This window comes from Ilyomonas limi (assembly GCF_005233845.1).
In the GTDB taxonomy this organism is placed as follows: Bacteria; Bacteroidota; Bacteroidia; order Chitinophagales; family Chitinophagaceae; genus Ilyomonas; species Ilyomonas limi.
The window spans coordinates 24,796-41,021 of the sequence record NZ_SZQL01000018.1 but is presented as its reverse complement, the minus strand read 5'-3'; the positions used below and the strand labels follow the sequence as shown (position 1 = coordinate 41,021).

At 40.2% G+C, this 16,226-nt stretch carries 8 protein-coding genes; all 8 read left to right on the top strand.

Annotated features, from left to right (window positions below):
• The first annotated feature begins 18 nt into the window (after nt 1–18).
• The 8 genes from FC093_RS18870 to FC093_RS18835 all read left to right on the top strand — a co-directional run bounded on the left by FC093_RS18870 (nt 19) and on the right by FC093_RS18835 (nt 16,211).
• Nucleotides 19–864, top strand: coding sequence for an amidohydrolase family protein (locus FC093_RS18870; protein ID WP_240743368.1), 846 nt, complete (start codon nt 19–21; stop codon nt 862–864).
• Between the two features lie 17 nt (nt 865–881).
• Entirely contained in the window at nt 882–1,961 is a 1,080-nt protein-coding gene (locus tag FC093_RS18865; protein ID WP_137263366.1) for a Gfo/Idh/MocA family protein, read from the top strand.
• 44 nt (nt 1,962–2,005) lie between these two features.
• The gene (locus tag FC093_RS18860) at nt 2,006–2,914 is read left to right on the top strand and encodes an AraC family transcriptional regulator (RefSeq protein WP_137263365.1); all 909 of its coding nucleotides are present in this window, start codon (nt 2,006–2,008) and stop codon (nt 2,912–2,914) included.
• Nucleotides 2,915–3,006: 92 nt separating this feature from the next.
• The gene (locus FC093_RS18855) at nt 3,007–5,769 is read left to right on the top strand and encodes an alpha-d-galacturonidase (RefSeq protein WP_449404369.1); all 2,763 of its coding nucleotides are present in this window, start codon (nt 3,007–3,009) and stop codon (nt 5,767–5,769) included.
• 3 nt (nt 5,770–5,772) lie between these two features.
• Nucleotides 5,773–8,595: a glycoside hydrolase family 95 protein gene (locus FC093_RS18850; RefSeq protein ID WP_137263364.1), complete on the top strand. Its 2,823-nt coding sequence runs from the start codon at nt 5,773–5,775 to the stop codon at nt 8,593–8,595.
• Between the two features lies 1 nt (nt 8,596).
• Nucleotides 8,597–12,151 (top strand): malectin domain-containing carbohydrate-binding protein, encoded by a 3,555-nt coding sequence (locus FC093_RS18845; RefSeq protein ID WP_137263363.1) that lies wholly within the window; start codon nt 8,597–8,599, stop codon nt 12,149–12,151.
• Nucleotides 12,152–12,166: 15 nt separating this feature from the next.
• Nucleotides 12,167–12,829 (top strand): DUF3826 domain-containing protein, encoded by a 663-nt coding sequence (locus FC093_RS18840; RefSeq protein WP_137263362.1) that lies wholly within the window; start codon nt 12,167–12,169, stop codon nt 12,827–12,829.
• 154 nt (nt 12,830–12,983) lie between these two features.
• Nucleotides 12,984–16,211: a SusC/RagA family TonB-linked outer membrane protein gene (locus FC093_RS18835; RefSeq protein ID WP_137263361.1), complete on the top strand. Its 3,228-nt coding sequence runs from the start codon at nt 12,984–12,986 to the stop codon at nt 16,209–16,211.
• The last annotated feature ends 15 nt before the right edge of the window (nt 16,212–16,226 follow it).

The following is a 16,226-nucleotide window of genomic DNA, read 5'->3' as shown; positions in this document are numbered from 1 at the left end:
AATAATTTTCATCTGTTTATGACAGATACGCATGTGCATATATGGAATTTTGAGCGCGCCTACTATGAATGGCTCGATAATAATACCACGATACTTAACCGCAATTATTTTATTGAAGAACTGGAGTCTGAGCGCAAGAAGGCAGGCATTACAAAAGGTGTTCTGGTGCAGGCAGCCAACACCTTAAAAGAAACAGCTTATATGCTGGACGTTGCACACCAAACTGCCTGGATAAAAGGGGTGGTGGGCTGGTTGCCCCTGATGGATACGAAAGCAACTGAAAAAATATTATCACAACAATATATTCACGAGCCATATATAAAAGGTATCAGGCATTTAATACATGATGAGCCCGATTCAAAATGGCTGTTGCAAAAGGAAGTAATGGAAAGCTTGCAATTGGTTGCTGACTGCCAGCTCGCTTATGATGTAGTAGGCATATTGGATGAGCACTTGCGTTGCGCTATTGCTGTTGCAGAAAAAATACCTTCACTTAAGCTGGTGTTGGATCATATGAATCATCCAATGATTAACCGGCTACTGATAAGCACGAACTGGTATGCTTTAATGAAAGAGGCTGCAAAGTATCCAAACATATATGTAAAAATTTCAGGGCTTGGAACCTGTCTTGAAAATGCCTCTTTATCTGTTGAGAATGCAATGCCCTATATTGCATTTGTGTTAGAAACGTTTAGTACAGACCGGTGTTTTTGTGGTGGCGACTGGCCGGTTTCTTTACTGGCAAACTCCTATAAAAAAACATGGGAAATCTATACTTCTGTTCTCGCTGCTTTGCTGGATAGTGAAGCCTTAAAAAAAGTATATGATGATAATGCGGCAAATTTCTATAAACTTGACCTGTGATTTAAAGGATAAAGAAAATGCGGGATGAATTAAACATACAACAATCAATAACGCTATCTAAAATAAGATTTCCTATATACATCATCGGGGCTGGTGGAATTGTAAAAGATGCGCATTTGCCTGCCTATAAAAAAGCAGGTTTTTTTGTAAGCGGAATCTTTGATCTTGATTATGATAAAGCCTGCATACTGGCAAAGCAATTCGATATTCCCCATGTGTATACAAGTATTAATCAAATGGTGCAACATGCAGGAGTAAAATGTATTTATGATGTTGCCGTTCCTGCAAACAAGATAATGGAGGTGCTGCACCAGTTGCCACACGGTGCAAATGTGCTGATACAAAAGCCAATGGGTGAAAACCTGCAGGAAGCAAAAGAAATTGTTGCATTTACGGAAAACAACAATATGCTTGCAGCAGTTAATTTTCAACTGCGCTATGCGCCGTATATCAATGCAGCGCACAGCATGATTGTACAAAACCGCTTCGGTGAAATCTCCGATATAGAAATTAATATCAATGTTTTTACACCCTGGCATTTGTGGAGTTTTTTATATACGGCGCCACGCGTGGAAATACTCTACCATAGCATACATTATATTGATCTTGTTCGGCATTTCCTGGGTAATCCTTCCGGTATGATTGCCAAAACATTTAAGCATCCAGCCATGCCACAGTTGTCTTCTGTACGAAGCGATATTATCATGGATTATGGTAGCCAGACAAGAGCTTTTATTCATACCAATCACACCCACGATTATGGTTTGCACAATCAGCATGCTTATATAAAAATAGAAGGTGCAAAAGGTGCTATCAAAATTAATGTAGGCGCTTTGATGAACTACCCGGAAGGGATAAAAGATAGTTTTGAATATGTTTTAAAGAGTAGCGATGGACAAGGCAAATGGCAGCAGTTGAAGCTGGAAGGCTCCTGGTTTCCGGATGCTTTTATTGGCTCCATGAACGAATTGATGCTGGCTGCAACGGGTGAGAAACAATTGCCGGATAATGGGGTACAGGATGCGTTATACACCATGGCGTGCGTGGAAGCTGCTTATCAATCTGATAAAATTTCTTCCATTGCTTTAGATATTTAATCTTTTTTACTAAGCTTGCGCCATTATCATTAATGCTTGCTTGTATGACTGCAAACTCCAAGGGTGGATCTCTTAAGAATGTCTGGTATGGCATTGGTCGCCAGCGGATTGAAATTCCCAAATCTGTATTAAATGCTTTGGTAACAAAGAACGACTTTATGCGGAATATGTACCTGCATGGTTTGGGCTATTATCCAAAGGCGGAAGGGCATTATACGTACCGGAAAAAAGGACTTAAAGAAAATTTCCTCTTTTATTGTATTGATGGTGCAGGCTTTTATAAAATTAAAGACAAGACCTATAAAGTAAATGCTAACGAGTTTTTCATTTTACCACAAAATGTGGAGCATGCTTATGGCAGCGATCCTAACGACCCCTGGACGATTTACTGGATACATTTTGGAGGAGATGGATTGCCCGCGTTTAATTCCATGCACATTGTTGAAAAGCATTTTGAGCCTACCTATATAAAAAGCAATGAGCAGGTGTTTTCACTGTTTGAAAAAATGTATAAAACACTGGAATTAGGTTATAGCTACGAAAACCTGCTGTTTGTAAATATGTGTCTTAACCAGTTTATCTCGTATTTTATTCACAACTCCAAACACTTCGCTTCCAAAAACCCCGAAACCAACGATTGTGTTGATAAGGCTATTTTATATATGCAGGAGAATATCCAAAAAAATATCTCTTTGCAGCAATTAAGCAGCTTGTATAACTACTCTCCTTCGCGGTTCTCCGCATTGTTCAAGCAGAAAACAGGCTATGCGCCTATTGATTATTTTATCCAGATGAAAATGCAGCGTGCCAGCCAAAAGCTTGATTTAAGTAATGACTCCGTAAAAGCAATTGCGATAGACATGGGGTTTGATGATCCCTATTATTTTACCCGGCGCTTTACAAAGATTATTGGGGTATCTCCAACCAGGTATCGCAATCTGCAAAAAGACTAATAGTAAGATTATCCATCTGTAAGCACGTATGTGTTATTTTAAGGCTGATGCCGGCTGCTTAGTTTTAGCTTTTTAAAATAACGATTGATATCTTGAAAAATTCTTTCTGTAAGTACAGATGCTTTTGTATTATAATCTGTATTCTTTTTTTTGTTGAAAGTACAAATGCTGGCGTTGAAAGGCAGGACTATACCATTTACGCACAGGAAGGGCAAAGTAAGCGCATCCTTTATGGTATTTCTAAACTGCAGGCATCACTAAGCAACACGAATAATAATTCAAAACTTGTATATCAATATCAATCTGTACCAACGACTAATGCAATAATTGTCGGATTAATATCAGAGCCTTTGATTCAATCAGCGATTACAAAATTGCAGTTGCCAATTGATTCAATACCTGGTAAGGAAGGCTTTATTATTCGTTCTGTAAACAATAATATTATTATTACGGGCAGTGATGCTTCGGGCGTGATGTATGGTTGTTTTGAACTGGCAGATAGTATTAAATTAAATGGGAAAGTTCCTGCTTCCATCCATATAAAAGACAAGCCGCAAATGGTGATGCGTGGCGTTTGTGTGGGATTGCAGAAGCCTTACTATCTACCCGGAAGAACGGTATATGAATATCCTTATACCGAACAAACGTTTCCCTGGTTTTACAATAAAAAGCTTTGGATAAAATACCTTGATTCTCTGGCTGAATACCGCATCAATTCATTGTATTTATGGAATGGACATCCCTTTGCTTCACTGGTTAAACTAAAAGAATACCCTTTTGCCGTAGAAGTAGATGATGCAACGTTTAAGAAAAATGAAGACATCTATCGCTTTCTAACCAAAGAGGCAGATAAGCGGGGCATCTGGATTATCCAAATGTTTTACAACATTATCGTTTCAAAACCTTTTGCCGAGCATTATGGCATCAAAACGCAGGATAGGGAGCGCCATATTGTTCCGCTGATAGCCGATTACACAAGAAAATCAATTGCTGCTTTTATCGCAAAATATCCAAATGTTGGTTTATTGTTTACACTAGGTGAAGCCATGGAAGGTGCGGGTCAGGAAGATATTGACTGGTTTACAAAAACCATTATTCCGGGCGTAAAGGATGGGTTACGGGCTGCCAACATCAAAACAGAACCACCAATTATTTTACGCGCGCACGATACCGATGCACCGGATGATATCAAGGCTGCCAAAGGCTTGTACAGCAATTTGTACACGATGGCAAAGTTTAATGGTGAGGCTTTAACCACGTATGAGCCGCGTGGTTCGTGGGCAGAGTTGCATCGCACCTTAAGCCGTTTAGGATCTGTGCAAATTGAAAATGTACATATTCTTGCTAATCTTGAGCCTTTCCGGTATGCTGCCGATGATTTTATTCAGAAATGTGTGCAGGGCATGCACAAAATTTATGAAGCAAATGGCGTGCATGTATATCCGCAGGCTTCTTATTGGGATTGGCCGTATGCTGCTGATAGTACAGAACCTTTATTGTTACAGATTGACCGTGACTGGCTGTGGTATAAAGAATGGGCCCGCTATTCCTGGAACTGCAACCGCAACCGAGAGGGCGAAGTAAAATACTGGAGCCACCAGATAGCATTAAGATTGGGTTGTGATGATGCACCTGCAACGGATATCTTAATGGCTTATGAAAAAGCCGGTGAGATTGCTCCGAAACTGTTGCGCCGTTTTGGTATTACAGATGGCAACAGGCAAACATTAACGCTGGGTATGCGTATGGCACAACTCGTGAATCCGGAACGGTTTAATTTATTTACATTATTGTACACCTCTGAATCGCCGGAAGGGGAAACGCTGAGCGAATATGCACAGAAAGAGTGGAATCATCAGCCACATGTTGGTGAAACGCCGGTGGATATTATTAATCAGGTGAAAGCCGAAGGAGACAGCGCCGTAGCTGCGGTGGAGAAAGCAGCACCCTATATTGTAGTTGATAAAGAGGAGTTTAACCGTATTAAAAACGATATGTATTGCTATCGTGCATTGGCTTACCATTATGCTTATAAAGCAGAAGCTGCCTTGCATGTATTGCGTTATAAATATTCCGATGATATAAAAGATCTGGATAGCGCCCTGCTTCCTTTGCAAAAAAGCGTGGAGTGGTACACCACATTAACGAGGCTTACTGATAGTACCTATCGCTATGCCAACAGTATGCAAACGGCACAACGGAAAATTCCGTTTCGTGGTGTAAATGCAACGTATAAAAAATGGAGTGAGATACTACCTGAATTTAAAAAAGAAGTAGCTGCATTTCAGTACCACATTGATTCCATGAAAGCAAATGCAGGAAAAGGTAATACCGCACTTGAACCGTTGCAGCCTGCAAAGGTTACCATCAATAGCAACGTACAATATTATCCATTTACAGCAGGAGCAAAACCGTTTTTACATGCAGCAAATACGATCAGTGATGTTGTTCCTGAGTTGCAGCATTTGAAAGGAATTGTAGTAGATACATTGGCACAGCAACAGCAGGAAACATTGCTGCAGTTTAAAAATGAGGAGCCGGTTAAATTGCTTGTGGGCTATTTTGTAAGTAAAGACAGCAGCTATCTGCAGGAACCACAACTGGAAACGAATGCGACAGCCAACGACCGTGGACAAGGGGAAGTGATTATAGGCAATGCGCTGGTTATTAAACAAATGCCGCCTGTCAATATCCATACTTACTTATTTGAGCGGGGAAACAATAAATTGGTCTTACCCAAAGGGAAAGTACTACTGCTCGGCTTTATAAAGGGGGATGAGCCCATCAAAACCTATGATGCGGGGCTTACACCAGGAGGCAAAGTAAAACAAGTGGATTGGTTGTTTGAACGTTAAAGAATGATTGATTTGAAAAAGCTATTATACCATATCATTTTTATATTGGTTATTACCAGTGTTGGTCATGCGCAACAGTCTTTGTTGTTGTGGTATGATAAACCTGCTGCAGCATGGACAGATGCTTTGCCATTGGGAAACGGAAGTTTAGGTGCCATGGTGTATGGTGGTGTACAGGAAGATCATATACAATTTAATGAAGAAACATTGTGGAGTGACGGACCACGTGATTATAACCGAAAAGATGCTTATCAATATTTACAACCTATCAGAACATTACTTGTGGAAGATAAACAAGCAGAGGCAGAAGAACTGGCACAGGAGCATTTTATGGGTATGAAAAGTAATGAAGTGGAATATCCATTTAAAAAGCAGCAATGGCTCAATAAAGTGCGTTCAGATACGGTGTATGCCTTGCCCTTGTTTAATGATGCAAAATGGCTTGTTGCTAAAGTACCTACAAGAGATGGCTGGGAAAAAGAAGGCTTGGCAGGCTTGGATGGTGCAGTCTGGTTTAGAACGACTTTCGATGTTTCAAATGAATTTAATAATGAAGAACTCATCATTAATCTCGGTAAAGTAAGAGACATTGATTATACGTACATCAATGGTAAACTGGTGGGCGTTGACTCTGGTGCTAATACAGTTCGGGAATACCACTTCAACAGTTCGCTGCTACAAAAAGGAAAGAATACGATTGCGGTTCAGATATTGAATTTTGGTGATAAAGGCGGCTTTGCTGATAAAAGTATTAAACCGGGTTATTTTACCATTCGCGCAGCCCATCATCCTGCTCAAAAAATCTCCATCAATAATAACTGGAAGTATTTTATACAAGACAGAACACCGCCTGAATTACCTGCTTACAATGCCTCTTATCTGGCTTTTGCGGATGTGTTTTTTAAATGGAAATTAAACGGTCCAACTACGGCATATAAAAGAATACTAAACCTGGATAGTGCATTGCAAACTGTTACTTTTACCAATAATAATATCCATTACAAGCGAACTTATTTTATCAGCTACCCCCAACAGGCAATGGTCATGCATTGTATAGCTGATGCAAAAAAAGCTATTAACCTCGAGGCAGTTTTTTCAACCTTGCATCCTAATTATACTTTAAAAAAGATAAACGATACCACACTTGGTATTTACCTGCAACCTGTACATGGTGCTTTAAAAGCAACCGCTTTTTTATCTGCTCATGCAATTAATGGCAATACACACGTTACAGATTCTTCTATTGTGGTTGGCAATGCAGATGTAGTAACATTTTATCTCGTTGCAGCCACTTCGTTTAAGAATTATCACGATATTTCCGGCAATCCTGAAGACAGTTGTTTAAGAAGATTATCAGCTTTAAACAGGCTGTCTTATGCTACTATTAAAGCGCAACATATAAAAGATTATCAAAGCCTGTTTAATACCTTTTCTGTTTCTTTTGGTAAACCAAACAATCTGCTTCCAACAAATCAACGATTGATTCAATTCAAAAATAATCAGGATGTTTCGCTGCTGGCTTTATACATGCAATATGCACGTTACTTACTGATTTCCTCATCAAGAAAGGGCACACAGCCTGCCAACCTGCAAGGCATTTGGAATGATGAACTCACACCACCCTGGGGCAGTAAGTACACCACGAATATCAATCTTGAAATGAACTATTGGTCTGCCGAAACCTTGAATCTTTCTTCCTGCCTGCAGCCCTTATTTAGTTTAATCAATGATGTAAGTACAACAGGTGAAGAAACAGCCAGAAATTACTACGGTATAAGCAATGCATGGGTGCTGCATCACAACACCGATATATGGCGCGGAACAGTGCCGGTAAATGCATCCAATCATGGTATTTGGGTGGGTGGCTCCGGCTGGTTGTGCCTTCCTTTATGGCAACATTTTTTATTCACTGCCGATACGGCTTTCCTGCGTAATGAGGCGTATCCAATCATGAAGAAAGCTGCTAATTTTTATAAACATTTTCTGGTAAAAGATTCAGCAACCGGCTGGTTGATCAGTTCGCCTTCCAACTCACCCGAAAATGGTGGTTTGGTGGCTGGTCCTACAATGGATCATCAGATCATCAGGCAATTGTATAAAGACTGCATCATGGCTGCTGCGATACTACATACAGACAGTTTGTTTGCCTATTCATTGGCACAACAATATAAGAAAATAGCACCCAATCAAATTGGCAAATTCGGGCAGTTGCAGGAGTGGTTGCAGGATGTAGATGATACTGCAAACCATCATCGTCATGTGTCGTTTTTATGGGGCGTTTACCCCGGCTCTGATATTACCCCGAAAGACAGTGCGTTGATGCAGGCGGCAAAGCAATCGTTGTTGTATCGGGGTGATAGCGGAACAGGCTGGAGCCTTGCCTGGAAAATAAATTTATGGGCAAGATTAAAGGATGGCGAACATGCATTTCAACTGGTAAATGATTTATTGACCCCGGCTATACAAAACGGCAAGGAAAGCGGTGGCACTTATAACAATCTGTTTGACGCGCATCCACCCTTCCAGATTGATGGCAACTTTGGTGGTGCTGCAGGTATTGCAAACATGCTGGTGCAAAGTGATATGAATAAAATAGAATTATTACCAGCCTTGCCAACAAAAATTCCCCATGGAAACGTGTCAGGTATTTGCGCCGTTAGCGATTTTAAATTGAGTTTTTCATGGAAAGACGGAAGCCTGCAGCAGGTAACCGTCACCTCACTTTCTGGTTTGCCGTGCAGGCTCAGGTATAAACAATATGTCACTGATTTTTTAACCACAAAAAATGGCGTTTACCACTTTGATGGCAAGCTGAATATACTTTGATTTGAAGCGGTATTATCCAATAAAAAGCCAGGTTCATTTGCATCCGCTGTTATTTGCAGGATGTATGCTATTGAGTGTGTTGTGTTTTGCAAAACCACATCTTGCTGTGCGCACTATTATTTCCTTAAATGATAACTGGCACAGGGCTTCAGCTAAAGACAGCAACATTGTATTTACTAATGTAGAAAAAGCGGCTTATGACGACGGTAGATGGCATGTAATAAATGTACCAGATAACGTAAATACCTATGAAGGCGTTCAGCGCATGAAGCATAACGATTATCATGGTGATGCATGGTATCGAAAAACTTTTATTTGTTCTGCACAGAATAATAAACGTTCCTTTCTTTTTTTTGAAGGTGTGGGTTCTTTTGCAACGGTTTGGCTAAATGAAAAGAAGGTGGGCGAACACGCTGACGGCAGAACGACATTCACTATAGATGTCACTGATTTTATTTATCCCGGTAAGAAAAATCTACTTGTTGTAAAAGCTTCGCAGCCTGCATTTATTAAGGATTTGCCTTGGGTTTGCGGCGGCTGTTCCGATGAAGTTGGCTTTTCGGAAGGCTCGCAGCCAACAGGTATTTTTAGGCCGGTTTCACTCATCATTACCAATCCAATAAATGTTACGCCTTTTGGTGTGCATATATGGAATGACAGTACAGCCAATACACAATCTGCTACAGTAAACATTAGTACAGAAATAAAGAATTATCAACCTCAACCCCAACACATTATCATAAAGCAGTCTTTACTGGATGCAAATAATAGAGCCGTTTTTGCTGTACAACAGCCTGTTACGCTCCCTTCCGGTTCAGTAGTGGTTGTGCAGCAGGAAATGAAGAATCTGCAGCATATAACATTATGGAATTTAGATAATCCCTATTTATATCATATTAAAACAACTATTCTTCAGCAAGGTAAAATTGTTGATGAAGTAAATAATGATTTTGGCATCAGAACTATTAGTTGGCCAAATGCACAGCATAAGCAATTACTCCTCAATGGTAAGCCGGTTTTTATAAATGGAACTGCAGAGTATGAACATCTCTTAGGTAAAAGCCATGCTTTTACAAATGAAGAAATTGCTGCGCGAATGATGCAGGTAAAAGCTGCCGGTTTTAACGCTTTTCGCGATGCACATCAGCCGCATAATTTGTATTATCAGCAATTGATTGAGGAAGATGGTTTACTGTGGTGGCCGCAATTTGCTGCACATATCTGGTATGATAATCCATCATTTAAAAACAACTTCAAACAGTTGCTTAAAGACTGGATTAAAGAGCGGCGTAACAACCCTGCGGTAATTTTATGGGGATTGGAAAATGAAAGCACTTTACCGGAAGATTTTGCAAAAGAATGCTCCGATATTATTCGTTCATTAGACCCAACTGCTTCCTCTCAACGTAAAATAGCTACCTGTAATGGTGGCAGCGGCACCGACTGGAATGTGCCGCAAAACTGGTCGGGCACCTATGGCGGCGACACTGCTCAGTATGGTAATGAATTGAAACAGGAAGTGCTTGTTGGTGAGTATGGAGCATGGCGCAGCGTTGGCTTGCATGCAGAACAGGATACAGCCAAGGGCATGAAGCTTACTGAAAATTATATGACCAGTGTGCTGGAAACAAAAGTACGTTTGGCAGAATCGGTAAGGAACGAAGTGGCAGGTCATTTTAACTGGTTGCTGTATTCGCACGAAAATCCCGGGCGTGTACAAAGTGGTGAAGGGATGCGGGACATAGACCGGATTGGTCCCGTAAATAACAAAGGCTTATTCACATTATGGGGCGAACCGGTGGACGCTTTTTATATGTATCGCTCTAATTATGTAGATGCTGCTAAAGAGCCAATGGTGTATATCGCTTCACATCAATGGCCGGACAGATGGACGGAAGCCGGTATAAAAAACAACATTATTGTTTATTCCAATTGTGATGAGGCGGAGTTGTTTAATGATGTAAATAATCTATCACTTGGTAAACAAAAGCGTAACGGCATTGGTACACATTTCGAATGGAATAATGTTGGCATACAATATAACGTTTTGTATGCGGTTGGTTATGTGAACGGTAAGGCAGTAACAAAAGACATCATTGTACTGCATCATCTTCCAAAAGCACCGCATTGGAATGCTTTACTTACTTCAAGAGAGCAGGATGTTATTCAGCCCCAAAAAGATTACAACTATTTATACCGCGTGAATTGCGGTGGAAAGGCTTATACAGATGCATTTGGTAATACCTGGTCTGCTGATATGCATTTGGATGATAATAGATGGGGCTATACGTCCTGGGCTGATGATTTTAAAAATGTTCCTGCAAATTTTGCCAGTCAGCGTACGAATAGTGATCCTGTTACGGGTACCAATGCATGGCCGTTGTTTCAATCATTTCGCTATGGTTTAAGTGAATTGAAATATACCTTTCCTGTAGCAGATGGTCATTATCTGGTTGAATTGTATTTTGCTGAACCCTGGTATGGCTTAGCTAATATGTGCTGCAAAGGCTGGCGCTTATTTGATATTGCCATCAATGATAGTATTGTTGCAAGCGATGTGGATTTGTATGCTGAAGCGGGATATAGTCATGCAGTAAAAAAATCGTTCAATGTACGTGTTACAGGTGGCGAGTTAGTAATCTTGTTTCCAAAAGAGAAAGCCGGTGAAGCAGTAATCATGGCAATCGCCGTTGCTTCAAAAAATAAAATCTTACAACCTGCTAATGCTTCCAACGGAATTATACAGCAACTCCAATATTTTACTAATAATCAAACAGTACCGGCAACTGTTCAATACTGGAAGAACACCGGCGATACAGCATTTACAAACACAGCTTCTGCATTCAGCCTGTTACCTGCTGCGCTGTATGGTGGCGAATGGATAAAAACAGCGTTTGATACAGGTAACAATGTGCATGCATGCAGCTTTACTGTTGCACAGAAAGCAGATGTGTATGTTGCTTTTCAAAGGGATGCAGGTAAAGAATTAGACAGCAGCTTTGGTCCGGCTATTACCTTTATAAGTATTGCTGATTCCCCTGCCCGGCACTGGCATGTTTATAGAAAAAGATTTGAAAAGAATGATAAGATACATATATCCTCACATCAGCCATTTATCGTAGCAGCTACACAGGCAGATGAATTGCCTTCGTCCTATGACCTAAGGAGTTCTGTTACTTATCCTGTAACAGATGCTTTGGTAAAAGGGAATCGTATCACAAGTGTATCTCTGTATAAAAAGGAAGCCATCACATTTAAAGACAACAGTACCGATACTGTTCAGTTCCATATTCCGGTAGGCGTTGCGGGTATGTACGCTATCAAATTGCGATACAGGACAAATGATGATGAAAACGCAGCCATAAGAATGATCATCCAATCTGCCGAAGGCATCGTTATAAAAGAAGAAACACTCCATTTACCATTGTATCAAAAAGAGAAATGGGGTACTTATGAAACCAACACCGGCTCTTATATCAACGCAGGAAAATATTCCATCACTTTTATTACTGACAATGCCAAAGGTTTGAGCCTGGCATCTATTGAAATACAATAAATAAAATTCACCATTATGAAAATGAAATATTCCGGTCTTACAATCGTACTATTAGTATTTGCTATGTGTAGAACGCAAGCTCAGCGTAGTGATATAGTACAGGTAAAGGATACTGCCTACATGAACGTGGTGCAACAAAGAGCTGCGAAGATTGTAGATAAAATGAACCTGCCTTCGGGTATCAATAAGGAGGATGTTCAAAATAAAATTGCCTGGCAATACTATAACTTAAACGAAATTTACAAGAAACGCGACAGCGCTTTAGCTATTGTAAAAAAAGATAAGGTGAATGCAGCCGAACGTAAGCAAACCGTAACAGATGCTGCCAATGCTTCGGTTGATTCCTTGCATCATATTTTTATTGCAGAACTGGCCAAAAATCTTGATACAGCGGGGATAAACAAAGTAAAAGATGGAATGACCTACGATGTTTTGCATGTTACGTATAACGCTTATCAGCAAATGCTGCCAACTTTAAACAACCAGCAAAAACAACAAATTTATACATGGCTGGTGGAAGCAAGAGAGCATGCAATGGACGCAGAATCATCAGAGAAAAAACATGCCTGGTTTGGTAAGTATAAAGGCAGAATCAATAATTATCTGTCAGCGCAGGGCTATGATTTGAACAAAGCAACTACTGAATGGCAAAACAGGATTAAAGCAGGAAAGCAATAAATTAAAACTTCATTTAAAATAGTAAAATAATCCATTAGCATAGTGAAACCTGTCATTCTTTCCGTTTCATTGAGATAATACCTTTATTGTATTAATAACTTATGTTCTAACCAATTCGGCAGATCATTTATCCAACGAAACAATTTAATTTTTTATGAAGTACAGCTTGCTTGCCATCAGCCTGTTGTTTTGTTTAACCATTGCAAACACAGCTAAGGCACAATCAGGTAATCCATCTCCAACTAAGGACACAAGTCCCGGCATGAATTCATCAGCTAATTCAATAACCGGGATCGTATCGGACAGTAAAGGTGTTCCGCTCGCCGATGTTACCATCCGTATTAAAGGAACAGGGCAAACCGTTATTTCAGATGCAGCAGGCAAATTTTATTTGGTAGCACCTGCTGCTTCCAATGTGTTGCAGGTATCGCATGTGAGTATGAAGTACCAGGAAATACAGGCAAAATCCGGCGCTAAACTCACCATTGTTTTGCAGCCCAACAACAATGAATTGAACGATGTAATTGTAGTAGGGTATGGAACACAGCAACGATCTAAAGCTTTAGGTGCCATCAGTACCATTGATGCGAGCAAACTGGAAGATTATCCGGTTACCAATTTAGCTGCCAGTTTAACGGGTCGTATCCCAGGCTTGAGTGTTAACGGCGGTACGGCAAGGCCGGGCGCAGATGCTACCTTACAGTTGCGTAATCCGGTAATTCTTTCTAAAGATGGGGGAACATTAAGCCCTTTATATGTTATTGACGATGTGATAAGAACAGAAAGTGATTTTAATAATTTAGACCCATCAGAAGTAGAAGACATTTCGTTTTTGAAAGATGCTGCTGCGGCGATATACGGTGTTCGTTCTGGTCAGGGTGCCGTGGTAGTAAGAACAAAAAGAGGTAAGGTTGGCCGCACACAGGTAAATATAAATAGTTCTTATGCGGTGAATGATGCAACCATGTTGCCAACGATGATGAATGGTTATGAATTAGCTAACTATTTAGATGCATCTATACAGGCGCAGAGAGGTTTTGTAGCAGATGGACAAGATGGGTATTTGGCACAAAGCAATTATTATACAGATGATGAACTATCATATTTTAAAACACATAATTATAACTGGCTTGCCAATGCATGGAAGCCGTCGCATTTGTACAGGCAAACAGTTAATATAAGTGGTGGTTCTGATAAAGCTACCTTTTTTGCAAGTGCTTCTTATGTAAACCAGGATGGTAATCTGGATAGAATCAATTTCAACAAATGGACATTCCGGGCAAATACGGATGTAAAACTGGGTAATGGCTTTAAAGTTGGTTTGTCCATAAGCGGCGACATCAGCAAAAACAATCAATACCTGCTGAAACAGGGTGGTGAGAACCCTGAAAACGATGTAAAAGGATTATTATATACACCCGGCTTTACGCCACCATACATCAATGGTTATCCTGTAAGGTTATCTCAATCCAGCAATCAAAATACAATCGACGCCTTTCATTTCTTCGAGGTGCAACAACTCGATAACTATAATAATAGCAGGGATAATAGTTTAAATATAATTGGCAGCTTGCAGTATGATGCTCCTTTTTTGAAAGGATTAACTGCAAAAGTTCAATATAGCAGAACGTTGAACAATACTTTTCCTAAACAATATGGTACCAGGTACGACCTCTATAATTTTGAGATGACGGGTGAGCATAATCACATCTATACCGATAATGTGATACTCAGCAATACATCGCCCGTTAAAGTAAGTAATGGTAATCGTATTTATATCAAACCATCTTACAGGGATGCTTACCAATTTGATGGTTCTTTAGGATATAACAACAAATTTGGAAAGCATGAAATAAGTGCTTTGGCAATTGTAGAACAAACAGAGTTTACTTACAACGATATTCAAACGTTAGTAGAAGATCCAACACCGGGTGCGCCGCCCGATGGAAGGTTTGCTTTTGGGGAAGAAGATATTTTTGAAACAGAAAATGAAGGTGGTTTGCTGGGTTATATAGGCAGGCTTAATTATAGCTATGCCAATAAATATCTTGCAGAGTTTCAGATTCGCTATGACGCCTCCACCAAGTTTGCACCTCAGAACAGGTGGAAACCATTCTATTCAGTTTCGGCAGGATGGATTCTTTCACAAGAGAAATTCCTGGAAAATTCAAAAGCAATTAATTTCTTGAAATTAAGATTATCTGCCGGTAAAATGGGATCGGATAATACAAAAGAATATGGTTACCTGCAACGTTACACACCGTTGCAAAATTACGGCGCCGTGTTTGGCGGTGATGGTGATTTGATTTTAGGTGTACGCAACGAAGCCATTCCTAACCCTGATGTAAGATGGGATGATGACCTTAAGCTAAATGGAGGTGTGGATGCAAGATTTTTGAATAACCGCTTATCTACCAGTGTTGATGTTTTTCTCGATCACCGGTACAACATGCTTACTGCTTTAAGCGCCTCTGTTCCTATCTTGATAGGCTCTGCCATAGCATCCGAAAATTATGCTACAGTGAATGGTTATGGCTATGAATTATCGGTAGGCTGGCGCGATGATATCGGCAAAAACTTCTCCTATAATGCCAATGCTTTCTTAACCTGGAATGATGCAAAAGCTATTAAAGTAGATGTGGAGAAAGGTAAGTTAGGTACGTTTGAAGACCCTACAGGTAGGAGCACCGATATGGGAGTGGAAGGTTATCATTACCTGGGCATGTTCCGTACGCAGGAAGAAGTAGATGCTTTTACGGCAAAGAATCCTAATTATACCATCTTTGGTAAGGCACCTTTACCTGGCATGTTGTATTACGAAGATATACGCGGACCTAAAGATCCTGTTACCAATCAATATGCACCACCGGATGGAATAGTTGATGAAAACGATATAGACTTCATCAGCAAAAAAGCTGCAAATCATTACCAGTTTGGTTTAACGTTGGGTGCCACCTACAAAAGTTTGCACGTAGAGATGGTGATGGCTGGCTCTTTTGGAGGGCAGGGTGTGGTAGAAAGTGCGGCAAGAAAAATGGCTACCGCAACTTCATCAAGACCCGCTTTTTGGTCGGATGTATGGACGCCGGAAAACCCCAATGCAATATATCCCAATCCGTATTATAATTTCTCTTACGATCTGGCATCTTCTTTCTGGTTTAAAAGTGCATTTAATTTCAGAATGCGCAACCTGAATGTTTCTTACACTTTACCAAGGAGATTTTCGGATAAGCTGGGCTTTACAAATACAAGCGTATATGTGAATGTGGTGAATCCTATCAATTTTTACAATCCTTACAGTTATAAGGATAATTCGCTTGGTTCTTTTGATGCTTATCCACTGTTAAGAACATGGGCTTTTGGAATCAACCTTGGTTTATAATTTCAAATGGAAACA

What these genes read in the sequence shown, in the direction of transcription:
- FC093_RS18850 (WP_137263364.1), top strand. Translation starts at nt 5,773, where the DNA reads ATGATTGATTTGAAAAAGCTATTATACCATATCATTTTTATATTGGTT.
- FC093_RS18860 (WP_137263365.1), top strand. Translation starts at nt 2,006, where the DNA reads ATGACTGCAAACTCCAAGGGTGGATCTCTTAAGAATGTCTGGTATGGC.
- FC093_RS18840 (WP_137263362.1), top strand. Translation starts at nt 12,167, where the DNA reads ATGAAAATGAAATATTCCGGTCTTACAATCGTACTATTAGTATTTGCT.
- FC093_RS18835 (WP_137263361.1), top strand. Translation starts at nt 12,984, where the DNA reads ATGAAGTACAGCTTGCTTGCCATCAGCCTGTTGTTTTGTTTAACCATT.
- FC093_RS18865 (WP_137263366.1), top strand. Translation starts at nt 882, where the DNA reads ATGCGGGATGAATTAAACATACAACAATCAATAACGCTATCTAAAATA.
- FC093_RS18870 (WP_240743368.1), top strand. Translation starts at nt 19, where the DNA reads ATGACAGATACGCATGTGCATATATGGAATTTTGAGCGCGCCTACTAT.